Raw genomic sequence first — 23065 nt, 5'->3', positions numbered from 1 at the left:
GAGGTGAGGGGGTTGCCCCCTCACTTCACTCATTCAGTCATTCATGCTCTGGAAATGCTCAAGCATCCGCTGGGCATCCGGGACTACGCCGCTGAACAACTCGAATGCTTTGACCGCCTGAAACACCGCCATGTTGCCGCCGTCCAGCGTCCGGCAACCGAGGGCGCGGGCGTTGCGCAGCAGTTCGGTTTCCAGTGGGAAGTAAACGATCTCCGCCACCCACAATTCGGCTCGCAGCAGCTCGACCGGCACGGGCATGCCCGGCAGTTTTTTCATGCCCATCGGCGTGGTGTTCACCAGGCCGTCAGCCTGGGCCATGGCGTCGGACAGGTCATACCCGGCCACCGCCCGACTGACGCCGAAATGCTGATTGAGGTTGTCAGCCAGATCCTGGGCGCGGCGGATGTCCACGTCAAAAATGCTCAGCTGTTGTACGCCTTCGCTCAACAACGCGTGGGCCACCGCCGCACCTGCGCCACCAGCGCCCATCTGTACGACACGTTCAACGGCAACGCCTTTCAAACCCCGGCGAAACCCCTCGGCAAAGCCCAGGCAATCGGTGTTGTGGCCGATGCGTTTGCCATCCTTGAGCACCACCGTGTTGACCGCACCGATACCGCGGGCCTCCGGCGAGAGTTCGTCGAGCAGCGGGATGATCGCCTGCTTGCATGGAAAGGTTATGTTCAGCCCGGTGTAGTTCATGCGCTCGGCAGCCATCAACAGGTCGGGCAGGGCGTTGCTGTCGAGCTTCAACTGATCAAGATCAATCAGGCGATACAGGTAGCGCAGCCCCTGGGCATCGCCTTCATGCTCGTGCATGGCCGGTGTGCGGGACGCCTGGATGCCGGCGCCAATCAGCCCGGCCAGTATCACTTGGTTCTGAGTCACGGCGATCACCCCTTCAAACGATGACTGAAGTGTTCCAGCGCCAGGCGATAGCCATGACTGCCAAAACCGGCCATCACCGCCGTTGCAATGGCGGATACGAACGAATGGTGGCGGAACGGCTCGCGGGCGTGCACGTTGGACAGGTGGACTTCGATCACCGGCAGTTCGCTGGCGACCAGGGCGTCGCGGATGGCGACCGAGGTGTGGGTCCACGCGGCAGGATTGATGACGATCCCGGCGCAGCGACCGCGGGCGGCGTGAATCCAGTCGAGCAATTCGCCTTCATGGTTGGTCTGGCGAAACTCCACCGCCAGGCCGAACTCTTCGGCGGCGCGTGCGCACAGGGCCGAAATGTCTGCCAGGGTTTCGTGGCCGTAAGTCGCCGGTTCACGGGTGCCGAGCAGGTTCAGGTTCGGGCCGTTGAGCACCAGAACGATAGGGGGCATCGGAATCTCTCCACTTGTTATTTTTGGAATCGGCCGAGGGCTTCAGCCTGTGGAGATAAATTGTACTAACTAGTTAATTTGGTCAATTGGAGTGAAGGCACGTTGGCGGTTTGTGGGCGGTGATCGGACACTTTTGCTGTTCAGCGCGGCAGATGCTCCACCAGAAAATCAATGAACGCCCTCAAGCGCAGCGGTACATGGCGACTTTGCGGGTACAGCAAGGTAAACGGCCGCGATCGCCCGCCATAGGGCTTGAGCACTTCCACCAGCGAGCCGTCGGCCAGTTCCTTTTCAACGATAAACCGGTAGGTCTGAAACAACCCCGCCCCGTGTTTGGCCAGGGTCACACCGCCCAGCACATCGTCGGAGCAACTGAGGTTGCCCTCGGCCAGAATCTCCCGGGGCACGCCTTCATCGTTGAACAGCCAGGCAATGCGTCGGCCGCTGCTGGGCAATTCGTACTGGATGCACTCGTGGTTTTCGAGGTCGTCGAGGGTTTGCGGAGTGCCGGTCCGTTTCAGGTAATCAGGGCTGGCGATCATCACCAGGGCGGCATCTTCCAACGGTCGGGCGATCAGGCCGGAATCCGGGATGGCTCGCACGCGAATCGCCATGTCGTAGCCTTCGCCGACGAAATCGATGTTGCGATTACTGATGTGCGACTCGACCTTCACCGCCGGATAGCGCGCCCGAAATTCGGGCAAAAGCGGCAAAATTCGATGATGCGCGTAGGTGGTCGGAATACTGATGCGCAACGTACCGGACGGCACTTGCTGCTGGCCCATCACCTCGCGCTGGGCCTCGACCAGTTGCGCAAGGGCCTGGCGACATTCTTCGTAATAACGGCGACCACTGTCGGTCAGCTTCACACTACGCGTGGTGCGCGCGAACAGGCGCACACCAAGGCGTTCTTCCATGCGCGACACCGAACGGCTCACGGCAGCGGGGGTGACACCGGCCACCAGCGCCGCGGCAGTAAAACTGCCGGCCTCGGCGGCCAGGCAAAACAGCCCGATGCTACCCAACTGAAGATCGTCGAATTGTCGCTGCATGATTGATTACACCGGGGATCAGATGAAGAAACTGGACCAGTATTTATCAGGTGCCAGCGTCGTAATGAAAGGATTTCTTACCATTGCGCGCGGTGTTCCTCAGGGCCGGGTAACGCCAGGACGCTAGTCTGAGGACGCAAGAATTGATTCGACGGCCAATGCCAGCGGTCGGATTCTCCAGGGAATGTCGAATCCTCGGACTCATAAACCTAACGGATGGGTTAGCATGAAGGTATGTAATCACAAGGGACTGTCGGTGGTGATCATGTTGCGAGACGAGCATTGTCCGCCTCATGCGCATGTGGAGGCGGGTACATGGAGTGCGAGGTTCAGGTTCAGCTTTTGGCACAACGGGGTCGAGCTCTGGGATGTAGTTCCGCTTTCGCGTCGGCCACCGTTGGCAGTGCTTGAGGGATTGCGCCAATCGCTCCAGCAGCCTGCCCATTTGCGGCGCGCCCGGGGCATCTGGTGGCGAAAATTGCAAACGGCTTGTCTTGATAATCAATTGTGGGACTGGCAAAGCAACGAAGTCGTTGTGGTGAAAAGGGTTGTCAGTACGACCAACATGATTGGGTCGGCTTGCTACGAACCTGAGTCGAACAAGACGTTGCTGTCCCTGATAGGCACACAGGAAAGTGTAGAGATCGAGTTATGAAAACGATAAAAGCCAAGGTTCAGGCCGATAATCCCGTAACGGAAAGCAGCCTGGACAAAGCCATTGAACGTGGCGAGTTACGTAGAAAAAATAGCCTGCAAGCGACGGCGGTTACCTACCTGCCCCCGTGTCTGGCCGTCAGCTTCGAAGACGGCAGCGGCGTATTGTTGCCCGTAGCCAACTATCCGGAGTTCGATGATTTTGAGGGCGAGGAACTTGCCAGTCTGACTGTCGGCTACGCGGGTACTGCCCTGTGCCATGAAGGCAAGGACCTGCATGTATCTATTGCCGGGTTGATTTCTGCGAGCAAGCCGCTGATGGCCATGGCGGCGTCGGTCGTTGCTTCGCGCAATGGTCGCCAGAGCAGCGCCGCAAAGTCTGAAGCTGCGCGGGCCAATGGCAAGAAGGGCGGGCGCCCGCGCAAGGTCGATGTTGTCTTGCCGGTACCCACAAAAAAGCCGTCGTGAAGACGGCTTTTTTGTGCCTGGCAGGTGTCATCAACGCCGGGTCAGCATCACCCCGGATTCCATGTGATGGGTCCACGGGAACTGGTCGAACATCGCGCATCGGCTGATGCGGTGGGTGTCGTGCAGTTGGGCGATGTTGGCTGCCAGGGTCTGCGGGTTGCAGGAGATGTACAGGATGTTGTCGAAGCGCCGGGTCAGCTCGCAGGTGTCCGGGTCCATGCCGGCGCGGGGCGGGTCGACAAAGACGCTACCGAACTCGTAGCTCTTGAGGTCGATGCCGTGCAGGCGGCGGAACGGACGCACTTCGTTCAGGGCTTCGGTCAGTTCTTCGGCGGACAAGCGCACCAGGGTGACGTTATCTACCGCGTTTTCGCTGAGATTGCTCAAGGCCGCGTTGACCGAGGTCTTGCTGATTTCGGTGGCCAGCACCTTGCGCACGCGGGTGGCGAGGGGCAGGGTGAAGTTGCCGTTGCCGCAGTACAGCTCCAGCAAATCATCGGAGCGATCGCCGAGCGCATCGTATGCCCAGTTGAGCATCTTCTGGTTCACCGTGCCGTTGGGCTGGGTGAACGCGCCTTCAGGCTGGCGATAGCTGAAGGTGCGGCCGCCGACTTCCAGCTTCTCGACCACGTAATCGTGACCGATGACTTCGCGCTTGCCCTTGGAGCGGCCGATGATGCTGACGTTCAGGTCCGTCGCCAGTTTCGACGCCGCTGCATGCCAGTGCTCGTCCAGCGGGCGGTGATAGCACAGGGTGATCATCGCGTCGCCGGCCAGAGTGGTCAGGAACTCCACCTGGAACAGCTTGTGGCTCAGGGGCGCGCTGGCTTGCCACGCTGCCTTCAGTTGCGGCATCAACTGGTTGATGCGCAGGCTGGCAATCGGGAACTCTTCGATCAGGATTGGCGTGCGTTTGTCTTCCTGGGAAAACATCGCGTAGTGACGCTCGCCGGCCTCGCGCCACAGGCGGAACTCGGCGCGCAGGCGGAAGTTTTTCAGCGGCGAATCGAAAACGGCTGGCTCCGGTGCATCGAACGGGGCCAGCAGGTCACGCAGGCGCGTGACCTTTTCTTCGAGCTGAACGGCGTAGGCCTGGGAATCAAAAGTCATGCGTTGAACCAACCCAGCTTGATCACGAACAGAATCGACAGGATCACCAGCGCCGGGTTCAGCTCACGGCCACGACCGGACATCAGCTTGATGGCGGTCCAGGAAATGAAACCGAAGGCGATGCCATTGGCGATGGAGTAAGTGAACGGCATTGCCAGCGCGGTGATCACCACCGGCGCGGCGACGGTAATGTCGTCCCAGTCTATTTCGGCCAGGCCGGATGTCATCAGCACGGCGACGAACAGCAGTGCCGGTGCAGTGGCGAACGCCGGAACGCTGGCGGCCAGTGGCGAGAAGAACAGCGCCAGCAGGAACAGGAACGCCACCACGATGGCAGTCAGGCCGGTGCGGCCGCCGGCACTCACGCCAGCTGCGGATTCGATGTAACTGGTGGTGGTCGAGGTGCCCAGCAGGGAACCGGCCATGGCGGCGGTGCTGTCGGCGATCAGGGCACGGCCCATTTTCGGCATGTGACCGTCCTTGCGCATCAGACCGGCGCGCTTGGCCACACCGATCAGGGTGCCGGAGTTGTCGAACAGATCGACGAACAGGAAGGCGAAGATCACGCTGACCAGGCCGATGTCCAGTGCACCCTTGATGTCCAGTTGCAGGAAGGTCGGGGCCAGGGACGGCGGCATCGACATCACGCCGCCGAACGGGGTGAAGCCCATCACGATGGAAATGATGGTCACCACCAGAATGCCGATCAGCACTGCGCCGCGCACGGCAAGGGCTTCGAGGGCGACGATCAGGGCAAAACCGAGGGTGGCGAGGATCGGGGCCGGTTGTTTCAGGTCACCGAGGCCGACCATGGTCGCCGGGTTGCTGACCACGATGCCGGCGTTGTGCAGGGCGATCAGCGCCAGGAACAGGCCGATGCCGGCGGCAATCGCCGAGCGCAGCGGTAACGGGATGCTGTTGATGATCCATTCACGGATGCGGAAGATCGACAGCAGGAAGAAGCACACCGCCGAGATGAACACTGCACCCAGCGCCACTTGCCAGGTGTGGCCCATGTGCAGGACCACGGTGTAGGTGAAGAAGGCGTTAAGGCCCATGCCCGGTGCGAGGGCGATCGGGTAGTTGGCGATCAGGCCCATGGTCGTCGAGCCGATGGCAGCTGCCAGACAGGTGGCGACAAACACTGCGCCCTTGTCCATGCCGGTCTCGCCGAGGATGCTCGGGTTGACGAACAGAATGTAGGCCATGGCCAAAAAGGTCGTGACGCCCGCCAGAATCTCGGTCCGCACGTTGGTGTTGTGTGCCTTGAGTTGAAACAGCCTTTCCAGCATGTCTGCTCCCCGTGGCGCGCCGGGCGCCGTGAATGTATCGACCTCAACAGCAAAGCACAGGCAGCAGAACGCGCCTGAAAATTACTGTGGGCCGGAAAAAGCCGCGCATCATACCAGTAGCTTGGGAATATGGCTGCTTTGGCGGTGATCGTCGTCGATGTTTTGCGACAAAGCCAAGTGCGCCATACTGCGCGCTGGTTTTTTGGGGTGGATGGGTCCTGCATGAAAAAGCGTCTGGTTGCCGCCCTCGGAATAGGGGGGGCGTTGTTTCTCGGGGCGCAAACGGCCGTGGCGGCCTCGGCTCCACCGCTGACGCAATTGAAAGTGCTCAAGGTCGCGTCGCCGTCCTGTGGTGTCGAGAGCATCGACGAAGGGCAAACCCGGACTCGCTGCGATCACATTGGCCCGAACATCATGGTCTACGTGCTGGAAGTGGGTTATGGGCGTGAGGCCCATGTCGCCCTGGACGGTTTCGAGGTGAATGGCACCCGCACACCAGTTTGTGCGTTCAAGAACGGCAACCTGACCAGTTGCACTCCCGGGGAAAAAACCGTCGGCTATTTGTATGCCCTCGATCTGGCGGACAAGCAGGAAGGCACGCTGACCTTCAGCAATACCTCGATCAACGCGCCCGGCAATACGATGTCGACGCAGCTTTATATCCAGTAACCGCACGTATCGAACAAGGGTCAGAAAGCTGACTACGCTTAAAAGATCATTCCGTGGACAGTACCCGATGACCTTTAGAGCCTTGATTGCCCTCGCCGAGGGCACCGATGACCTGCAAACCGTGACCCTGATCGACGTACTGCGCCGCGCCAAAGTAGAAGTGGTGGTGGCCAGTATCGAAGGGCGACGCATGCTCACCTGCGCCCGCGGCACTCGCCTGACGTCCGATGCGATGTTGGTGGACTTGCTGGCGCAACCCTTCGACCTGATTGCCTTGCCCGGTGGAGCGGTGGGTTCGCAGCACCTGGCAGCCCACCAACCCCTGCAACAATTGGTCAAGGATCAGGCGGCGGCCGGTCGCCTGTTCGCCGGCATCGCCGAAGCGCCCGCCGTGGCACTGCAGGCCTTTGGCGTATTGCGTCAGCGGCGCATGACCTGCCTGCCTTCGGCCAGCCATCAACTGCTGGGCTGTAACTTCGTCGATCAACCGGTAGTGGTCGATGGCAACTGCATCACCGCCCAGGGCTCGGCTGGCGCATTGGCATTTGCCCTGGCGCTGGTGGAACAACTCTGCGGAAAAGCCACTCGTATGGCCGTGGCGGGGGAGTTGCTCGTTTAGAGAGTGTCAGACCTTCGCCTTTTCCTTCTCTTCAACTTTAGCCACGTGCATGCGATCGCGGCTGGCCAGTGTCGGGAACAGTTTGACCCACACCCCGGTCACCACCAGCGTGCCGATCCCGCCCATGACCACCGCTGGCACGGTGCCGAACCAGTGGGCAGTCAGTCCCGATTCGAATTCGCCCAACTGGTTCGAGGCACCGATGAACAGTCCATTGACGGCGCTGACCCGGCCGCGCATTTCGTCCGGGGTTTCCAGTTGAACGAACGAGGCGCGGATCACCATGCTGATCATGTCTGCCGCGCCCAACACCACCAACACCGCCAGGGAAAACCAGAACGAGGTCGACAGGCCGAAGGCGATGGTTGCCACGCCGAAGATGCCCACGGCCGTGAACATCACCCGCCCGACGTTGCGCTCCACGGCAAACCGCGCCAGGAACAGTGACATCAGCAGCGCGCCTACCGCGGGCGCCGAGCGCAGCAGGCCAAGCCCCCACGGGCCAGTCAGCAGAATGTCCTTGGCGAACACCGGCAGCAGCGCTGTGGCGCCACCCAATAGCACCGCAAACAGATCGAGGGAGATCGCCCCGAGAATGTCCGGACGACTGCGGATGAAGCGAATGCCCGCCAGCAGTGAGTCCAGCGTGGCCTTGCCCTTGTTCAGCGGGGTTTGTCGGGCCGGCAGGTTGAGCATCAGCGAACAGGCGATGACATACAAAAGCACCGTCGGGCCATACACCCAGACGCTGCCGAAGGCGTAGAGCAAGCCGCCGAGGGCTGGAGCGACGATGGTTGCCGATTGCTGGGCCGATTGTGCGGCGGCCACTGCACGGGGAAACAACGCGCTGGGCACGATACTGGGCAACAGGGCCTGGGTGGTCGGCATTTCAAAGGAACGAGCGGCACCGAGCAGGAAGGCCAGGATAAAGATCATTTCCCGGGTGACATGGTCGGTGGCGCTGCCGATGGCCAGTGACAGGGCGATTAATGCCTGGAGGGACTGGCAGATCGCCGCGACCTTGCGCCGGTCATAACGGTCGGCGACGTGCCCTGTGTGCAGCATGAACAGTACGCGCGGGGCGAACTCGACCAGGCCGACCAGACCCAGGTCGAGCACATTGCCGGTCAGCTGGTACAGGTTCCAGCCGATGGCCACGGTGAGCATCTGGAAGCCGCTGGCGGTAAATACCCGGGCCAGCCAGAACGCGAGAAAAGGGCGATGGTGACGTAACAGCAAGGGCTCTTGGCTGGGCATCTGCGCGAAGATCTGGGGAGAGGGGAGTGGCGAGATTATCACCAACCTGTAACAGAAAGTTGCCGTGACAAAAGATTTAGTTAGCCAGACATCGATTTCAGTAGCACTACCAATCCCTGTGGGAGCGGGCTTGCTCGCGAAGAGGGCGGCACATCCGGCATTGAAGTCGTCTGACACTCCGCCTTCGCGAGCAAGCCCGCTCCCACAGGAAATGTATTTCAGCTCGTGACCAAGGCCGTGAGGCAACTTGTCACGCGGCAAAAGACCACGCGGTTCATCCCCGAAATTGGGACTACTCTTTCAACGTTGATTGATCCAGATCAAAACCCACAAAAGGAATTGATCCGGCGGCCGCAAGGCCAGACTCCCTGCGTTGTGATGCGTGCAAAAAAAAGAACAAACAGAGATTCGCCACACTCCATATCCGTGGGGGCCGTGGGTGCAGGCTTCCAGCCGGCAGCCGTACTACCTGACAGAGGAAGACTTATGTTCGGTTTAGAGGCACTTGATCTCGCCCGAATTCAGTTCGCGTTCACCATCTCGTTCCACATCCTGTTTCCGGCCATCACCATCGGCCTGGCGAGTTACCTGGCGGTACTCGAAGGCCTGTGGCTGAAAACCCATAACGACACCTACCGCGACCTCTACCATTTCTGGTCGAAGATCTTTGCCGTCAACTTCGGCATGGGGGTGGTTTCCGGGCTGGTAATGGCCTATCAGTTCGGCACCAACTGGAGCCGCTTCTCGGACTTCGCCGGTTCCGTGACCGGGCCGTTGCTGACCTATGAAGTGCTCACGGCGTTCTTCCTTGAGGCCGGGTTCCTCGGCGTCATGCTGTTTGGCTGGAACAAGGTCGGGCGTGGCCTGCACTTCTTCGCCACCGTGATGGTGGCCATCGGTACGTTGATCTCGACTTTCTGGATTCTTGCCTCCAATAGCTGGATGCAAACCCCGCAGGGCTTCGAAATCGTCAACGGTCAGGTCATACCCACCGACTGGCTGGCGATTATCTTCAACCCGTCGTTCCCGTATCGCCTGATGCACATGGCCACGGCAGCCTTCGTCGCCACGGCCTTCTTCGTCGGTTCCTCCGCGGCCTGGCATTTGCTGCGCGGCAAGGACAACCCGGCGATCCGCAAAATGCTCTCGATGGCCATGTGGATGGCATTGATCGTCGCGCCGATACAGGCGGTCATCGGCGACTTCCACGGTCTCAATACGCTCAAGCATCAGCCGGCGAAAATCGCCGCCATCGAAGGCCACTGGGAAAACAAGGGCGACGAGGCGACGCCGCTGATCCTGTTCGGCTGGCCGGACATGAAAGAGGAGAAAACCAAATTCGCTGTCGAAATCCCGTACCTGGGCAGCCTGATTCTCACGCACTCCCTGGATAAACAGGTGCCGGCGCTCAAGGAGTTCCCGCCTGAAGACCGGCCGAATTCGACCATCGTGTTCTGGTCGTTCCGGATCATGGTGGGGCTGGGCTTGCTGATGATCTTCACCGGATTGTGGAGCCTGTGGCTGCGCAAGCGCGACACCCTCTACACCTCGCGGCCGTTCCTGTACCTGGCGCTGTGGATGGGGCCGTCCGGCCTGATCGCGATCCTCGCCGGCTGGTTCACCACGGAAATCGGCCGTCAGCCTTGGGTGGTCTACGGTCTGATGCGTACGGCGGATGCGTCGTCCAACCATAGCTTCATGCAGATGAGCATCACCCTGATCCTGTTTGTCGTGGTTTATTTCGCGCTGTTTGGCGCCGGTCTTGGCTACATGATGCGCCTGGTGCGCAAGGGGCCGAAGATCGACGAAGGCAAGGAAACCAACGACGGTGGCCCCGGCCAGAAACGCACACCGGCCCGTCCGCTGTCCGCCGCCGACGACGATCACGCCGATGCCGGCCAAAGCCTGACCAAGGAGATTTGAATCATGGGTATTGATCTTCCGCTGATCTGGGCCGTGATCATCATCTTCGGCATCATGATGTACGTGGTCATGGACGGTTTCGACCTGGGCATCGGGATTCTCTTCCCGTTCATTCCGGGCAAGACCGATCGCGATGTGATGATGAACACCGTCGCCCCGGTCTGGGACGGCAACGAAACCTGGCTGGTGTTGGGTGGCGCGGCGTTGTTCGGCGCGTTTCCGCTGGCTTATTCGGTGGTGCTCTCGGCGTTGTACCTGCCGCTGATCCTGATGTTGATCGGGTTGATCTTCCGCGGCGTGGCCTTCGAGTTCCGCTTCAAGGCCAGGGACGACAAGCGCCATCTGTGGGACAAGGCGTTCATCGGTGGCTCGGTCACTGCGACGTTCTTCCAGGGCGTTGCGCTTGGCGCGTTCATCGACGGGCTGCCTGTGGTCAATCGGCAGTTCGCCGGTGGTTCACTGGACTGGTTGACACCGTTCACGATGTTCTGTGGTGCGGCGCTGGTCGTGGCGTATGCCTTGCTCGGTTGCACCTGGCTGATCATGAAGACCGAAGGCAAGTTGCAGGAGCAGATGCATGACCTGGCACGGCCATTGGCCTTCGTGCTGCTGGCGGTGATCGGCATTGTCAGCATCTGGACCCCGTTGGCCCACACGGATATCGCCGCACGCTGGTTCACCATGCCGAATCTGTTCTGGTTCATGCCGGTGCCGATCCTGGTGCTGGTGACGATGTACGGACTGATCCGCGCCGTGGCCCGCAACGCGCATTACACGCCGTTCCTGCTGACTCTGGTGCTGATCTTCCTCGGTTACAGCGGGTTGGGCATCAGTCTGTGGCCGAACATCATCCCGCCGTCGATCTCGATCTGGGACGCCGCCGCGCCGCCGCAAAGCCAGGGCTTCATGCTGGTGGGCACGCTGTTCATCATCCCGTTCATCCTGGGCTACACCTTCTGGAGCTACTACGTGTTCCGCGGCAAGGTCACCCATGAAGATGGTTACCACTAGTCTGCTGCACAACGAATCTGTGGGAGCGAGCTTGCTCGCGATGGCGTCCTGACAGACGCCATTGATCTACATCGGAGGATTTATCAATGAACGGCAAACATTCCCTGCACGACATTGAAGAAGCCGAAAAAAAGCCGCTGTGGCAGCGGCTCGGCTGGTTGGCCCTGATCTGGGTCGGCAGCGTGGGCGCCTTGTTCATCGTCGCCAGCCTGATGCGTCTGTTCATGAACGCGGCCGGCCTGACCACGCACTGAATATCTCTCCCGTGGCCTCGAGGCACGGATTTACGACCCTCCTGCCGGAGGGTTTTTTTTTCCTGTTACTTGCGCGCCTTGAGGATCACGAACTTCGGATTGGCCGCCACTTGCTCGACCCCACGGAACAATCGCGCCAGCTTGCTGTGGTAACCCAAGTGACGATTGCCGACGATGTACAGCGCGCCGCCTACCACCAGCGCTTCGCGCGCCTGCTGGAACATCCGCCAGGCCAGAAAGTCGCCCACCACCTGTTGCTGGTGAAACGGTGGATTGCACAGCACGACGTCAAGCGATTGCGGTTCCTGGCCGGCCAGGCCATCGCCGGCACGCACGATCATTTCCCGTTCGCCCAACGCTGCGCGCCAGTTTTCGGCGGCCGATTGCACGGCCATGTACGACTCGTCCACCAGTGTGTAGTGGGCCTCGGGGTTTTGCAGGGCGCTGGCGATGGCCAGGACGCCGTTGCCGCAACCGAGATCGGCGACCCGCGCCGAACCGAGGTTTTTCGGCAGGTGTGGCAAAAACGCCCGCGTGCCGATGTCCAGGCCTTCGCGGCAAAACACATTGGCGTGGTTGAGCAGTTCGATGGCCGGTTCGTCGAGTCTGTATCGCGTTGGGTAAGGCGACACCGCTGGGGTTTTGTCTTCAGCGGTGGCAATCAATAGCCGCGCCTTCTTCACCGCCAACGAGGCTTGCACGGGGCCGATGTAACGCTCCAGCAAGTCGCCCGCCGCCCGGGGCAGATGCTTGATCATGGCTGCGGCAACCACTTGGGCGCCAGGTGCCAGTTGACCTTGCAGGCGGATCAGTTGTTCTTCCAGCAGGGCCAGGGTTTTCGGTACACGGATCAGCACACAGTCGAACGGCCCGGCAGGGGTTTCACTGGCGGGTACGCTCGGCAAGACATCAAAGGCCAGGCCGTTGCGCACCAGGTTCTTTTCCAGACCCTGGAAAGCCAGGAACGAATCACCGCTGCTGACCACCCGCACCTTGCCCGCCAGGCTGGCCGCCAACGCGCCGAAACTGTCATTGAGCACCAATACCCGGGTGTCCGACGCCGGTTGCTGTTCGGCCAGATGATTGAGCAGGTATTCATCGGCCGCATCGAAAGCTTGCAGCGGTTCATTCTGCTGTTCGGGCTGGCGGATCAGGTCGAGGCTGGCGAAGGGTGTTTCGAGCAAAGGCATGGGGCGGGGCTCTGGGTAATCAACGGATGTCCCGCTGCCCGAAGGCGTTGGAGCGGGCGGAGCCGTCCGAGTGTAATACGACGTGAAGGTCTACACGCCATCACTCAGGAGGGACCGCAAATGGTACGTTTTTTTTGTCTGGATTGCCCGCGGGTTTTCCCGCAGCCGGGCGCTTTCAGATGGCTCCGGACCGGGCCGCGGCAATGACGGCCGCAATCTTGTTGTTGACGCCGAGCTTCTCGATAGCCCTCTGCACATGAAAGTTGATTGTGCGTTCACTCAAACTGAGGATCCTGGCAATTTCATAGGCCGTCTTGCCATCGGCTGACAGTTTCAATACTTCGAGTTCCCGCCGTGACAAGGGAGGAGCCTGGGGGCGAGCCGGTTTTTTCGGTTGCATCCCGAGCGCCAGCGCGTGCAAATGGCGGCTGATGAACACCGAGAATCCAAGATGCTCGTACAGCTCATAGGCTGAAATCGGGCAGTGGCTTCTGGCCAGGCTGAGAATACTGCGCTGACCGGTTTCCTCATCAAAGATCGCCTGGGACCAGCCATGCTGCAAACCGTGTTGCTGCAGCAACTGCCATAGCCATGGCGCCCTGGAAAAAATCTCTTCGCTCCAGAGAACCGGCAACATTGAATGATTGCAATGCGCCACTATCGGATCTATTTGCGTGGCGTTGTTTTTTTCATATTGAGTGTTCCACTCATGGGGGAAATTATTCAGGTTCAGCGTACTGGTATCGACTCCGACTGAGTTCGAAGTTATTGAAAAGCCACAAAATTTATATCCAAGGTTTCTAGCGAAGTTGAGCGCGATTAGATAGGCAGTTTTGATCTCTTGCGTGTGTGACAATTGCTTGAGCTGTGACTCCTTCCAGATTTCCATACAAGGGGCTCCATCACCGTGTCTTCTGGGTGCGGTCTTGGATCCAAGATTCGGCACGTCACGAAGTGTAGGATAATTCCTACGGTGATGGTGCGACAATTTTGCTCTTTTGAATGTTGGAAAAGTGTATTTCAGGTTCTTAAGCAATCGATGGGATATAAAATGCCATATGTCATTTTATAATGATGGGTGTGTGCCGCATTTGGTAAGCAGTCACTAGTGCGGATTAATGTCACTACAAACTGTCGGTGGTTACGCTGCTTTCTTTGCGGGACACTGGGGTATCTTTCGATTGGAGCCTTCCATGTCCGTCAGTGAAGAAAAATTTACCCGTCAGACCTTGCTTGAGGTTCATCCGCTGACCCAGAGCCTGTTTACCTTGCGTGCCACCCGGGATGCAGGGTTTCGTTTTCGGGCGGGGCAGTTTGCCCGGTTGGGCGTCACCAAGGCTGACGGCAGCACGGTATGGCGCGCCTATTCCATGGTGTCCTCGCCCTTTGACGAGTTCCTCGAGTTCTTTTCCATTGTCGTACCGGGCGGTGAGTTCACCAGCGAGCTGAGCCGACTGGGTGTTGGCGATGCATTCCTGGTCGACCGCCAGGCCTTCGGTTATCTGACGCTGGACCGGTTTGTCGATGGGCGTGATCTGTGGTTGTTATCCACAGGCACGGGCATCGCGCCGTTCCTGTCGATACTCCAGGATTTCGAAGTCTGGGAGCGATTCGAGCGGATCATTCTGGTCTACAGCGTTCGCGAAGCCCGGGAACTGGCGTATCAGGAGCTGATTGCAGGGCTGGCGAAGCGTGATTATCTGGCGGAGTACGCCCATAAACTGCAATTGATCACCACGGTCACTCGTGAACAGCATCCCGGCTCATTGAACGGGCGGATCACCACGCTGATTGAAAACGGCGAACTGGAGCGGGGCGCGGGTGTTGCGCTGACGCCTGAGCATTCACGGGTCATGCTGTGCGGCAATCCGCAGATGATCGATGATACGCGCAAGCTGCTTAAACAGCGGGACATGCACTTGAGCCTCAGCCGGCGACCTGGTCAGGTGGCGGTGGAAAATTTCTGGTAAAAAAAAGGCGCCTCGAAGGCGCAATGCCTGTCAGTTAAGCCCCGGACATTGTGGGAGCGAGCTTGCTCGCGATAGCGGACCGTCAGTCACCCCTTGTGTGACTGTCCAACCGTCATCGCGAGCAAGCTCGCTCCCACAAGGTTTACGGTGCTTAAACGCTTAACTGACTGGCATTCGCCTCGAAGGCGCTGTTTTTTTGCTAATGCCGTCAAGGCCGGTTGTTCTGGGCCTTGAGCAAGTCGCGGATCTCGCCCAGCAACTCTTCTTCCTTGGTTGGAACCGGCGGCAGGCTAGGGGCCACGGCCTCTTCGCGCTTCAGGCGGTTGATGACCTTGACGCCCATGAAGATCGCGAGAGCGACGATGACGAAGTCGATGATGGTCTGGATGAATTTGCCATAGGCGAGCACCACCGCCGGAATCTCGCCCTCCGCTGCCTTGAGCGTTATGACCAGATCACTGAAGTCCACGCCACCGATCAGCATCCCGATTGGCGGCATGACCAGGTCACCGACAAACGAGGTAACGATCTTGCCGAAGGCCGCACCGATGATGATGCCGACGGCCATGTCGACCACGTTGCCTTTGACCGCGAAGGCCTTGAACTCATTTAGCACGCCCATAGGTTATTTCCTTGTTACAGATGAGGTTGATGAACGCAGTGTAAATCAGCAAATCGCATTCTGCTTGAATCAACTGCCTGCCGTGCTTGCCAGCAATCGACACCGGGTGGTGTAAAAAAATTCACCGATTGATCTTATCTGTGGGCGGCCGGACCTTGCGCGGTGTTTTGCATGTGATGTTTTTTCAGCGATATGGTTTCGTTTGTGTGAGCAAACCAAGGTTGAGGGAGGCCATCCCTGAAGCGAGACGTTAAAGTTAATCGGGTAGTCAGTGGTCAGGGGCGGTATTGAAATTGATTGCAGTTGTAGCGATATTAACTGTTTCGTTAGTTTGGGGGGGTAACAAGTAGCGTGCTTCCCTGAATTAATCACTGTGCTCTGTGTGAGTGTTTCAGAGTTGTGCATTAAGTGTGCAAATGAATAAAGTTTGTATAAGTTTTAAGGTTGTCCAGGCGGCATGTTCTTAGAGCTTGTTGATTACATTGGACTAAAAACTTATACAAGGTTTTGTTTGGCGGGTGTTTATCAATATACCTGATTTTTATAGGGGTATTTGTAATCATCAAAAGGGTTGCGAAGTATCCGGCCGCACTCGCGCGCTTGAGCTGAGCTATCATCGCGTTTTTTTCCGGGAGTTCCGATGGCCAAGGCCAAGCGCATGTACGGCTGCACCGAGTGCGGCTCAACCTTCCCCAAATGGGCCGGCCAGTGCGGTGAGTGCGGAGCCTGGAACACGCTCACCGAAACCATGGTGGAAAGCGGCGGGGCAGCCGCCCCCAGCGGTCGTACCGGCTGGGCAGGCCAGCAGGCGCAAATCAAGACCCTGGCCGAAGTCAGTGTCGAAGAAATTCCGCGCTTCTCCACCGCTTCCAGCGAGCTCGACCGGGTTCTGGGTGGTGGTCTGGTGGATGGCTCGGTGGTTCTGATCGGTGGCGACCCCGGCATCGGCAAGTCGACCATTCTGTTGCAAACCTTGTGCAACCTCGCCAAAAGCATGCCGGCGCTGTACGTCACCGGTGAAGAATCCCAGCAGCAAGTGGCCATGCGTGCGCGGCGCCTGGGGTTGCCCCAGGATCAACTGCGGGTCATGACCGAAACCTGCATCGAAGCCATCATTGCCACGGCCCGTCAGGAAAAGCCCAAGGTGATGGTGATCGACTCGATCCAGACGATCTTTACCGAGCAACTGCAATCGGCACCGGGCGGTGTGTCCCAGGTGCGTGAGAGCGCAGCCTTGCTGGTGCGTTATGCCAAACAGAGCGGTACGGCGATTTTCCTGGTGGGCCACGTCACCAAGGAAGGCGCGCTGGCTGGCCCTCGGGTGCTGGAACACATGGTCGACACCGTGCTGTATTTCGAAGGCGAGTCCGACGGGCGCCTGCGTCTGCTGCGGGCGGTGAAGAACCGTTTCGGTGCAGTCAATGAGCTGGGTGTGTTCGGCATGACCGACAAGGGCCTGAAAGAAGTCTCCAACCCCTCGGCGATTTTTCTGACCCGTGCCCAGGAGGAAGTCCCGGGTAGCGTGGTGATGGCAACCTGGGAAGGCACGCGGCCGATGCTGGTGGAGGTACAGGCGCTGGTGGACGACAGTCACCTGGCCAATCCGCGTCGGGTTACGCTGGGGCTGGATCAGAACCGGCTGGCGATGTTGCTGGCGGTGCTGCACCGTCACGGTGGCATTCCGACCCACGATCAGGACGTGTTTCTCAACGTGGTCGGCGGGGTCAAGGTGCTGGAAACGGCGTCCGACCTGGCGTTGATGGCGGCGGTGATGTCCAGTTTGCGTAACCGACCGTTGCCCCACGATCTGCTGGTGTTCGGTGAGGTCGGGCTTTCCGGTGAGGTGCGTCCGGTGCCGAGCGGTCAGGAGCGATTGAAGGAAGCCGCCAAGCACGGGTTCAAGCGGGCCATCGTGCCCAAGGGCAATGCGCCGAAAGAGGCGCCGGCCGGGTTGCAGATCATTGCCGTCACACGTCTGGAGCAGGCGTTGGATGCGTTGTTCGAGTAATCTGCAGGGGAAACACAAACCCTGTGGGAGCGGGCTTGCTCGCGAAAGCGGTGTGTCAGTCAACAGAGATGCTGAATGTAACGGCCTCTTCGCGAGCAAGCCCGCTCCCACACTGGATGGATGCCGGGCGGTCAGACTTCGATCAGGGCACCCAGTTCGCGCTCAAGCTCCTGCTGGTCGCCCAGGTTGAGCTCGATCAATCGCCGCAGGCGCTCGATGGACTCCAGACTGATGTGCAGGCAGACAAAGCCGAGTTGGCCATGGTCGTCGTGGGCCAGTTGCACATCCATGGTGATGTCGGCTTCTTCGCTCAGATGAATGTCGACCAGAAAATCCTGCTGCGGATTGCCCTGCCAGTGTTCGGGTCGTTCAATCAGCAAGCCCTTGAGCGACAAGTCAATCAACTTCACCGGCCAAGTGGACTCCCCCTGACTCAGCTCGGTTCGGGCATCGAACGCTATACGTTTGAAGCGGCGACGTTCGGCAGGGTACTCGCTCATGGCGCGATCCTCGGAAATGTACGCTGACTATAGACCCGCATGATCAAAGGCTGCCAGCACGTGCAGGTGTCCAGACCAATGTCGGGCTATGGTCATTGCCGTCAGGAGAGCTAAACTCGGGGTTGCTGTCTTTCTTGTCCACTCTGGCTGGAATAATAAAATGAAAAATAATAATAGCCCGCTACGCCATTTGCCTTGGCTGGTGCTGGCAATCGTAGGTGCGTGTGCGCTGGGTGTCGTGGCATTACGCCGGGGCGAGGCAATCAACGCCTTGTGGATTGTGGTCGCTGCCGTGGCCATCTATCTGGTCGCCTACCGCTACTACAGTCTGTTCATCGCTAACAATGTCATGCAACTCGATGCGCGACGGGCCACTCCCGCTGTGCTCAACAATGACGGTCTGGACTACGTGCCGACCAACAAGCACATTCTTTTTGGTCACCACTTCGCGGCCATTGCCGGCGCGGGGCCTTTGGTCGGTCCGGTGTTGGCGGCGCAGATGGGCTACCTGCCCGGCACGCTGTGGCTGATCGCCGGCGTGGTGCTGGCCGGTGCGGTGCAGGACTTCATGGTCCTGTTCATGTCCACCCGCCGCAACGGTCGTTCCCTGGGCGACATGGTCCGTGAGGAAATGGGCCGCATCCCCGGCACCATCGCACTGTTCGGCTGCTTCCTGATCATGATCATCATCCTCGCGGTGCTGGCGCTGATCGTGGTGAAGGCCCTGGCCGAGAGCCCTTGGGGCATTTTCACGGTGATGGCGACCATCCCGATCGCGATGTTCATGGGCATCTACATGCGCTACATCCGCCCGGGTCGCATTGGTGAAATCTCGGTGATCGGCGTATTGCTGTTGCTGGGCTCGATCTGGCTCGGCGGGCAGATCGCCGCGGATCCGGTGTGGGCCAAGGCCTTCAGCTTTACCGGTATCCAGATCACCTGGATGCTGATCGGTTACGGTTTTGTGGCGGCGGTATTGCCGGTGTGGTTGATCCTGGCGCCTCGTGACTATCTGTCTACCTTCCTGAAAATCGGCACCATCGTTGCCCTGGCCATCGGCATCCTGGTGACCATGCCCGAGCTGAAAATGCCGGCCCTGACCCAGTTCGTCGACGGCACCGGCCCGGTATGGAAGGGCGGTCTGTTCCCGTTCCTGTTCATCACTATCGCCTGTGGCGCGGTGTCGGGTTTCCACGCGCTGATTTCCTCCGGCACCACGCCGAAGCTGCTGGATAACGAAACCAACGCTCGCTACATCGGTTACGGCGGCATGCTGATGGAATCGTTCGTAGCGATCATGGCCATGGTTGCCGCTTCCGTGATCGAGCCTGGCGTGTACTTCGCCATGAACAGCCCGGCGGCCGTAGTCGGCGGTGATGTGGTGGCCGTTGCGACAGCCGTCAGCAACTGGGGCTTTGCGATTACCCCGGAAGCACTGCAAGCGGTGGCCCACGACATTGGTGAAACCACTATCCTGGCCCGTGCCGGTGGTGCGCCGACCCTGGCGGTCGGGATCGCGCAGATCCTGCACAGTGTTCTGCCGGGCGAGAACACCATGGCGTTCTGGTACCACTTCGCGATCCTGTTCGAAGCGCTGTTCATCCTCACCGCAGTCGACGCCGGTACCCGTGCCGGGCGCTTCATGCTCCAGGACTTGCTCGGCTCCTTCGTCCCGGCGCTCAAACGCACCGAATCCTGGACCGCCAACCTGATCGCCACCGCCGGCTGCGTGGCGATGTGGGGCTGGTTGCTGTACCAGGGTGTGATCGATCCATTGGGCGGCATCAATACCCTGTGGCCACTGTTCGGTATCTCCAACCAGATGCTGGCCGGTATCGCGCTGATGCTCGGCACCGTGGTACTGATCAAGATGAAACGCCAGCGTTATGTTTGGGTCACCATGTTGCCGGCGGTATGGCTGTTGATCTGCACCACGACGGCGGGCTTCATCAAGCTGTTCGACGCCAACCCGGCGATCGGCTTTCTGGCCCTTGCGAAGAAATACAGCGATGCCTTGGCCAACGGCCAGATCCTCGCCCCGGCCAAGGACATCACCCAGATGCAGCACGTGATCTTCAACGCCTACACCAACGCAACGCTGACTGCGCTGTTCCTGTTCGTGGTATTCAGCATCCTGTTCTATGCACTCAAGGTCGGCATTGCTGCCTGGGGTAAAAAGGAACGTACGGACAAAGAATCGCCATTCCAGGCGCTGCCGGATGCGTAACCAGAGGATTGCAGCATGTTCAATGACTTGAGTCGCCTCGGTAAATACCTCGGTCAGGCCGCGCGCCTGATGGTCGGCATGCCCGACTACGACAACTACGTCGAGCATATGCAGACCAAGCACCCGGACAAACCGGTGATGAGCTATGAGATGTTCTTTCGGGAGCGTCAGGAAGCCCGTTACGGTGGCAAGGGTGGGCCGAAGTGCTGTTGATCCGGTTGTCGGATTAACAGCCATACCTGTGGGAGCGAGCTTGCTCGCGATGGCGGACTGTCAATCAACAGTGATGTTGAATGTTAAGCCTCTATCGCGAGTAAGCTCGCTCCCACATTTGTTTTGTGTTGTTTTTTCACTGTGTGAAAAAGGAGATCCAGTTTGTCCTCTCCCATCCCGGTCACAATCCTCAGCGGCTTCCTCGGCGCCGGCAAGACCACTTTGTTGCGTCACCTGCTCAAGGCCGAGCACGGCCTGAAAATCGCCGTGATCGAGAATGAATTCAGCGATGCCGGTATCGATACCCAGTTGTTGGGCGATGAGCCGGTACAAGTGATGACACTGTCCAACGGCTGCGTTTGCTGCACCATCCACACGGACCTGACCAAAGCGCTTTATCTGTTGCTCGAGCGTCTGGACCAGGGCGACATCGCCTTCGACCGCCTGGTGATCGAATGCACCGGCCTGGCCGACCCGGCGCCCGTGGCACAAACCTTTTTCATCGACGAAGAGTTGCGCGAGCGCTATATCCTCGACGGCATCATCACCCTGGTCGACGCTGCACATGCCGACTTGCACCTGACCCAGACCATCGCCCAGGCGCAGATCGGTTTCGCCGACCGCTTGCTGGTGAGCAAGCGTGACCTGGTGGATGAAGCGACCTTCACCGCGTTGAGCGAGCGCCTGACCCGTATCAACCGACGCGCCCCGATCCGGGTGGTTGACCATGGAAAGATCGACCTGGCCGAATTGCTCGACGTGCGCGGCTTCAACCTCAATGCCGACCTCGGCGGCGGCGTGAGTTTGCGCCCGGTCAGCCAGGCCCCGTCCATCGACCGCATTTCCAGCCTGGTGCTGCGCACTGAAAAAGCGCTGGATATCGACAAGCTCAGCGAGTTCATGAACGAGTTGCTGGAGGAGCATGGCAAGCAGTTGCTGCGCTACAAAGGCGTGTTGAACATCCTCGGCGAATCGCGTCGCATGGTGTTTCAGGGGGTGCTGAAACTTTATGGTTTCGACTGGGATACCGAGTGGGCTGAAGACGAAGTGCGCGAGAGCGTGATCGTGTTCATTGCCGATGACTTGCCGGAGGAAAAGATTCGCGAGGGATTTGCGCGGGTGGCGGCGGTCTGAAGTTTTATGGCGTCTGTGAGGACGCCATCGCGGGCAAGCCCGGCTCCCACAGGTTTCTGGTTGAACACAAAGTCTGTGCTTGGCCTCGAACACTGTGGGAGCGGGCTTGCCCGCGATGCGATCTAGCCGGCAACACAATGTTCACGGGGTGTATTGAGCAGTGTCTGCTCCAGATGATCCAGATGCCGGTTTATCAGCATGACCGCTGTCGCAGCATTTCCACGTTCAACAGCATCAACAATCGCCAAATGCTCCTGCCACGCGCAAAAACTGTGCGTCTGCTCCTCACACTGCGCAATCGCCAATGACGTTAGCGGCACCAGGCTGCCAAGAAAATGCGCCAGCGGTGCATTTCCAGCCATTTCGGCCAACTGCAAATGAAACTCTCCCGACAAACGAATCGCCTGGCCACGCTCGGCGCATTGACGCTCGTTATCGACCAGTGTCCGCAGGCGCTTCAAGTCTTGCGCGCATGGCCGCTGACACGCCAGCCGTACCAGCATGATCTCGGCCAGACGCCGGGCATGCAGTGTCTGCCGGGTCTGCTCGGCATCAAGTTCGGCGACGCGGGGACGATGGTTGACTCGAAGAATGATGATTTGCTGGTGGGACAGTCGCGTCAGCACATCACGCATGTCGCTGCGCCTTGCACCGAACATCTGCGCCAGGCTTTCTTCGGTAAAGCGACTGGCTGAATGGATACGCTGCTCGAAAATGGCATCGAGGACCCGCGAATACAGATCATCCACCGAAGGGCGGACGGGCAGGGTAGCGAGCGTTTGTGGCGAAGCGAAGCTGTTCATGGCCAATCTCCAGATCGAAGAGGTTTCAACTGCCGAGGTTGTCTTCCGGGATGTTCAGTTCGATGCCCATGCGCTGGCCTTCGCGCAAAATGTGCCGACGCATCTCGGCGCTGGCCTGGGCGCTGTTCTTGCTGCGGATCGCCCGCACCACGGCTTCGTTTTCTTCAAGGCGTTCAGCCAGATGCTCCGGGGAGTTGCGCAACACTTCGGCGCTTTGCTTGAGGGCATTGCTGGTTTGCTGGACCACGCTCTGGAAGATCGGGTTTGACGTCAGCGTGAACAGCTCTTCGTGGAACGCGATGTAGGCGCTTACGCCGGCTTCACTGTCATTGGCCTCCAGGGCTTCACGCATGTCCATCAGGGTCAGGCGCAGTTGCCCGACTTCCTTGCTGCTGATCGACTGCGCCACGAGGCCGACGATGAATGGCTCCAGGGTGTAGCGCAGTTGCAGCACGTCTTCCAGGCTCGCGGCGGCCACCGCGCTGTCGTAGGGCTGCTCATCGCTGAGACTGGCCTCAAGTACGACGACGCCTTTGCCCGGCATCGAACGCACCAGGCCAAGGGTTTCCAGGACGATGACCGCTTCACGCAGGCTTGGGCGGCTGATACCCAGTTGTTCGGCCAGCTCGCGTTGCCCCGGCAGCATTTCGCCGGAGCGCCACTGACCACGGGCCAGTGCGGCCCGAAGTTTTTCTACGACTGAATTGACGACCGTTGAGGTGGTAATCACTGTGTGCTCCATGGATAAAGGCAGG

General features: G+C 59.4%; 24 protein-coding genes. 12 read left to right on the top strand and 12 right to left on the bottom strand.

The features are described from left to right. Positions 1-33 precede the first annotated feature (33 nt). The 3 genes from KGB29_RS13250 to KGB29_RS13240 form a co-directional block, all read right to left on the bottom strand. Positions 34-888: a shikimate dehydrogenase gene (locus KGB29_RS13250; protein WP_150813513.1), complete on the bottom strand. Its 855-nt coding sequence runs from the start codon at positions 886-888 to the stop codon at positions 34-36. A 5-nt stretch (positions 889-893) separates the two neighbouring features. Beyond that, the gene (aroQ, locus tag KGB29_RS13245; RefSeq protein ID WP_090451531.1) at positions 894-1334 is read right to left on the bottom strand and encodes a type II 3-dehydroquinate dehydratase; all 441 of its coding nucleotides are present in this window, start codon (positions 1332-1334) and stop codon (positions 894-896) included. Between the two features lie 140 nt (positions 1335-1474). Further along, positions 1475-2386, bottom strand: coding sequence for a LysR family transcriptional regulator (locus KGB29_RS13240; RefSeq protein ID WP_218543907.1), 912 nt, complete (start codon positions 2384-2386; stop codon positions 1475-1477). A gap of 226 nt (positions 2387-2612) precedes the next feature. Between KGB29_RS13240 and KGB29_RS13235 the strand changes: the two genes are divergently transcribed. Together KGB29_RS13235 and KGB29_RS13230 are read left to right on the top strand one after the other, a co-directional pair. Continuing rightward, the gene (locus KGB29_RS13235; RefSeq protein WP_150813511.1) at positions 2613-3041 is read left to right on the top strand and encodes a DUF4160 domain-containing protein; all 429 of its coding nucleotides are present in this window, start codon (positions 2613-2615) and stop codon (positions 3039-3041) included. Further along, complete coding sequence (locus tag KGB29_RS13230; protein WP_090451526.1) at positions 3038-3508, top strand: DUF2442 domain-containing protein; 471 nt, start codon at positions 3038-3040, stop codon at positions 3506-3508. The genes KGB29_RS13235 and KGB29_RS13230 overlap by 4 nt, the downstream gene beginning before the upstream one ends. A 30-nt stretch (positions 3509-3538) precedes the next feature. Here the strand turns inward: KGB29_RS13230 and trmA are convergent, their stop codons facing one another. Together trmA and KGB29_RS13220 are read right to left on the bottom strand one after the other, a co-directional pair. Then, positions 3539-4618, bottom strand: a complete 1080-nt coding sequence (trmA, locus tag KGB29_RS13225) for a tRNA (uridine(54)-C5)-methyltransferase TrmA (RefSeq protein WP_150813510.1) — start codon at positions 4616-4618, stop codon at positions 3539-3541. Further along, a complete protein-coding gene (locus tag KGB29_RS13220) occupies positions 4615-5910 on the bottom strand; it encodes an NCS2 family permease (protein ID WP_008050771.1) in 1296 nt (431 codons plus the stop codon). The genes trmA and KGB29_RS13220 overlap by 4 nt, the downstream gene beginning before the upstream one ends. A 222-nt stretch (positions 5911-6132) precedes the next feature. Here KGB29_RS13220 and KGB29_RS13215 point away from each other — a divergent pair, with 222 nt between their 5' ends. Together KGB29_RS13215 and KGB29_RS13210 are read left to right on the top strand one after the other, a co-directional pair. Further along, complete coding sequence (locus tag KGB29_RS13215; protein WP_150813509.1) at positions 6133-6579, top strand: DUF4879 domain-containing protein; 447 nt, start codon at positions 6133-6135, stop codon at positions 6577-6579. 67 nt (positions 6580-6646) lie between these two features. Then, positions 6647-7198 carry a DJ-1 family glyoxalase III gene (locus tag KGB29_RS13210; RefSeq protein ID WP_150813508.1) on the top strand — a complete coding sequence of 184 codons (552 nt, stop codon included), beginning with the start codon at positions 6647-6649 and terminating at the stop codon, positions 7196-7198. Positions 7199-7204: 6 nt separating this feature from the next. Here KGB29_RS13210 and KGB29_RS13205 read toward each other — a convergent pair whose 3' ends face one another. Further along, a complete protein-coding gene (locus tag KGB29_RS13205; protein ID WP_150813507.1) occupies positions 7205-8455 on the bottom strand; it encodes an MFS transporter in 1251 nt (416 codons plus the stop codon). A 486-nt stretch (positions 8456-8941) separates the two neighbouring features. On the opposite strand from KGB29_RS13205, the gene KGB29_RS13200 reads away from it, so the two are divergent. The 3 genes from KGB29_RS13200 (at position 8942) to KGB29_RS13190 (ending at position 11643) form a co-directional block, all read left to right on the top strand. Beyond that, a complete protein-coding gene (locus tag KGB29_RS13200; RefSeq protein WP_150813506.1) occupies positions 8942-10378 on the top strand; it encodes a cytochrome ubiquinol oxidase subunit I in 1437 nt (478 codons plus the stop codon). 3 nt (positions 10379-10381) lie between these two features. Further along, on the top strand, positions 10382-11389 hold the full coding sequence (gene cydB, locus KGB29_RS13195) for a cytochrome d ubiquinol oxidase subunit II (RefSeq protein WP_056728750.1): 1008 nt from the start codon (positions 10382-10384) through the stop codon (positions 11387-11389). Between the two features lie 86 nt (positions 11390-11475). Then, on the top strand, positions 11476-11643 hold the full coding sequence (locus tag KGB29_RS13190; RefSeq protein ID WP_015096916.1) for a DUF2474 domain-containing protein: 168 nt from the start codon (positions 11476-11478) through the stop codon (positions 11641-11643). Between the two features lie 65 nt (positions 11644-11708). Here KGB29_RS13190 and KGB29_RS13185 read toward each other — a convergent pair whose 3' ends face one another. Both KGB29_RS13185 and KGB29_RS13180 read right to left on the bottom strand, forming a co-directional pair. Then, positions 11709-12833 carry a methyltransferase gene (locus KGB29_RS13185; protein ID WP_150813505.1) on the bottom strand — a complete coding sequence of 375 codons (1125 nt, stop codon included), beginning with the start codon at positions 12831-12833 and terminating at the stop codon, positions 11709-11711. 175 nt (positions 12834-13008) lie between these two features. Further along, entirely contained in the window at positions 13009-13722 is a 714-nt protein-coding gene (locus tag KGB29_RS13180) for an autoinducer binding domain-containing protein (protein ID WP_150813504.1), read from the bottom strand. Between the two features lie 304 nt (positions 13723-14026). On the opposite strand from KGB29_RS13180, the gene KGB29_RS13175 reads away from it, so the two are divergent. After that, on the top strand, positions 14027-14803 hold the full coding sequence (locus tag KGB29_RS13175; RefSeq protein ID WP_150813503.1) for a ferredoxin--NADP reductase: 777 nt from the start codon (positions 14027-14029) through the stop codon (positions 14801-14803). Positions 14804-15011: 208 nt separating this feature from the next. Here KGB29_RS13175 and mscL read toward each other — a convergent pair whose 3' ends face one another. Further along, positions 15012-15425 (bottom strand): large-conductance mechanosensitive channel protein MscL, encoded by a 414-nt coding sequence (gene mscL, locus KGB29_RS13170; RefSeq protein WP_150813502.1) that lies wholly within the window; start codon positions 15423-15425, stop codon positions 15012-15014. 640 nt (positions 15426-16065) lie between these two features. Between mscL and radA the strand changes: the two genes are divergently transcribed. Then, positions 16066-17433, top strand: coding sequence for a DNA repair protein RadA (radA, locus tag KGB29_RS13165; protein WP_008004292.1), 1368 nt, complete (start codon positions 16066-16068; stop codon positions 17431-17433). A 131-nt stretch (positions 17434-17564) separates the two neighbouring features. On the opposite strand, the gene KGB29_RS13160 is transcribed toward radA, so the two are convergent. Beyond that, positions 17565-17933 (bottom strand): PilZ domain-containing protein, encoded by a 369-nt coding sequence (locus KGB29_RS13160; RefSeq protein ID WP_150813500.1) that lies wholly within the window; start codon positions 17931-17933, stop codon positions 17565-17567. 160 nt (positions 17934-18093) lie between these two features. Between KGB29_RS13160 and KGB29_RS13155 the strand changes: the two genes are divergently transcribed. From KGB29_RS13155 to yjiA, 3 genes are all read left to right on the top strand, one after another. Then, positions 18094-20160: a carbon starvation CstA family protein gene (locus tag KGB29_RS13155; protein ID WP_090451508.1), complete on the top strand. Its 2067-nt coding sequence runs from the start codon at positions 18094-18096 to the stop codon at positions 20158-20160. Positions 20161-20175: 15 nt separating this feature from the next. Then, entirely contained in the window at positions 20176-20373 is a 198-nt protein-coding gene (locus tag KGB29_RS13150) for a YbdD/YjiX family protein (RefSeq protein ID WP_007895266.1), read from the top strand. A 162-nt stretch (positions 20374-20535) separates the two neighbouring features. After that, entirely contained in the window at positions 20536-21507 is a 972-nt protein-coding gene (yjiA, locus tag KGB29_RS13145) for a GTPase (RefSeq protein ID WP_102672642.1), read from the top strand. A 122-nt stretch (positions 21508-21629) separates the two neighbouring features. Here the strand turns inward: yjiA and KGB29_RS13140 are convergent, their stop codons facing one another. Further along, positions 21630-22310, bottom strand: a complete 681-nt coding sequence (locus tag KGB29_RS13140; RefSeq protein WP_150813499.1) for a GntR family transcriptional regulator — start codon at positions 22308-22310, stop codon at positions 21630-21632. A 25-nt stretch (positions 22311-22335) separates the two neighbouring features. Then, a complete protein-coding gene (locus KGB29_RS13135) occupies positions 22336-23040 on the bottom strand; it encodes a FadR/GntR family transcriptional regulator (protein ID WP_150813498.1) in 705 nt (234 codons plus the stop codon). Between the last annotated feature and the right edge of the window lie 25 nt (positions 23041-23065).

Source organism: Pseudomonas sp. BF-B-30 (assembly GCF_019956305.1).
In the GTDB taxonomy this organism is placed as follows: domain Bacteria; phylum Pseudomonadota; class Gammaproteobacteria; order Pseudomonadales; family Pseudomonadaceae; genus Aquipseudomonas; species Aquipseudomonas jessenii.
This window is presented reverse-complemented; position numbering and strand designations above follow the sequence as displayed.

What these genes read in the sequence shown, in the direction of transcription:
- aroQ (WP_090451531.1), bottom strand. Translation starts at nt 1,334, where the DNA reads ATGCCCCCTATCGTTCTGGTGCTCAACGGCCCGAACCTGAACCTGCTC.
- KGB29_RS13240 (WP_218543907.1), bottom strand. Translation starts at nt 2,386, where the DNA reads ATGCAGCGACAATTCGACGATCTTCAGTTGGGTAGCATCGGGCTGTTT.
- KGB29_RS13235 (WP_150813511.1), top strand. Translation starts at nt 2,613, where the DNA reads ATGAAGGTATGTAATCACAAGGGACTGTCGGTGGTGATCATGTTGCGA.
- KGB29_RS13230 (WP_090451526.1), top strand. Translation starts at nt 3,038, where the DNA reads ATGAAAACGATAAAAGCCAAGGTTCAGGCCGATAATCCCGTAACGGAA.
- trmA (WP_150813510.1), bottom strand. Translation starts at nt 4,618, where the DNA reads ATGACTTTTGATTCCCAGGCCTACGCCGTTCAGCTCGAAGAAAAGGTC.
- KGB29_RS13220 (WP_008050771.1), bottom strand. Translation starts at nt 5,910, where the DNA reads ATGCTGGAAAGGCTGTTTCAACTCAAGGCACACAACACCAACGTGCGG.
- KGB29_RS13215 (WP_150813509.1), top strand. Translation starts at nt 6,133, where the DNA reads ATGAAAAAGCGTCTGGTTGCCGCCCTCGGAATAGGGGGGGCGTTGTTT.
- KGB29_RS13210 (WP_150813508.1), top strand. Translation starts at nt 6,647, where the DNA reads ATGACCTTTAGAGCCTTGATTGCCCTCGCCGAGGGCACCGATGACCTG.
- KGB29_RS13205 (WP_150813507.1), bottom strand. Translation starts at nt 8,455, where the DNA reads ATGCCCAGCCAAGAGCCCTTGCTGTTACGTCACCATCGCCCTTTTCTC.
- KGB29_RS13200 (WP_150813506.1), top strand. Translation starts at nt 8,942, where the DNA reads ATGTTCGGTTTAGAGGCACTTGATCTCGCCCGAATTCAGTTCGCGTTC.
- cydB (WP_056728750.1), top strand. Translation starts at nt 10,382, where the DNA reads ATGGGTATTGATCTTCCGCTGATCTGGGCCGTGATCATCATCTTCGGC.
- KGB29_RS13190 (WP_015096916.1), top strand. Translation starts at nt 11,476, where the DNA reads ATGAACGGCAAACATTCCCTGCACGACATTGAAGAAGCCGAAAAAAAG.
- KGB29_RS13185 (WP_150813505.1), bottom strand. Translation starts at nt 12,833, where the DNA reads ATGCCTTTGCTCGAAACACCCTTCGCCAGCCTCGACCTGATCCGCCAG.
- KGB29_RS13180 (WP_150813504.1), bottom strand. Translation starts at nt 13,722, where the DNA reads ATGGAAATCTGGAAGGAGTCACAGCTCAAGCAATTGTCACACACGCAA.
- KGB29_RS13175 (WP_150813503.1), top strand. Translation starts at nt 14,027, where the DNA reads ATGTCCGTCAGTGAAGAAAAATTTACCCGTCAGACCTTGCTTGAGGTT.
- mscL (WP_150813502.1), bottom strand. Translation starts at nt 15,425, where the DNA reads ATGGGCGTGCTAAATGAGTTCAAGGCCTTCGCGGTCAAAGGCAACGTG.
- radA (WP_008004292.1), top strand. Translation starts at nt 16,066, where the DNA reads ATGGCCAAGGCCAAGCGCATGTACGGCTGCACCGAGTGCGGCTCAACC.
- KGB29_RS13160 (WP_150813500.1), bottom strand. Translation starts at nt 17,933, where the DNA reads ATGAGCGAGTACCCTGCCGAACGTCGCCGCTTCAAACGTATAGCGTTC.
- KGB29_RS13155 (WP_090451508.1), top strand. Translation starts at nt 18,094, where the DNA reads ATGAAAAATAATAATAGCCCGCTACGCCATTTGCCTTGGCTGGTGCTG.
- KGB29_RS13150 (WP_007895266.1), top strand. Translation starts at nt 20,176, where the DNA reads ATGTTCAATGACTTGAGTCGCCTCGGTAAATACCTCGGTCAGGCCGCG.
- KGB29_RS13140 (WP_150813499.1), bottom strand. Translation starts at nt 22,310, where the DNA reads ATGAACAGCTTCGCTTCGCCACAAACGCTCGCTACCCTGCCCGTCCGC.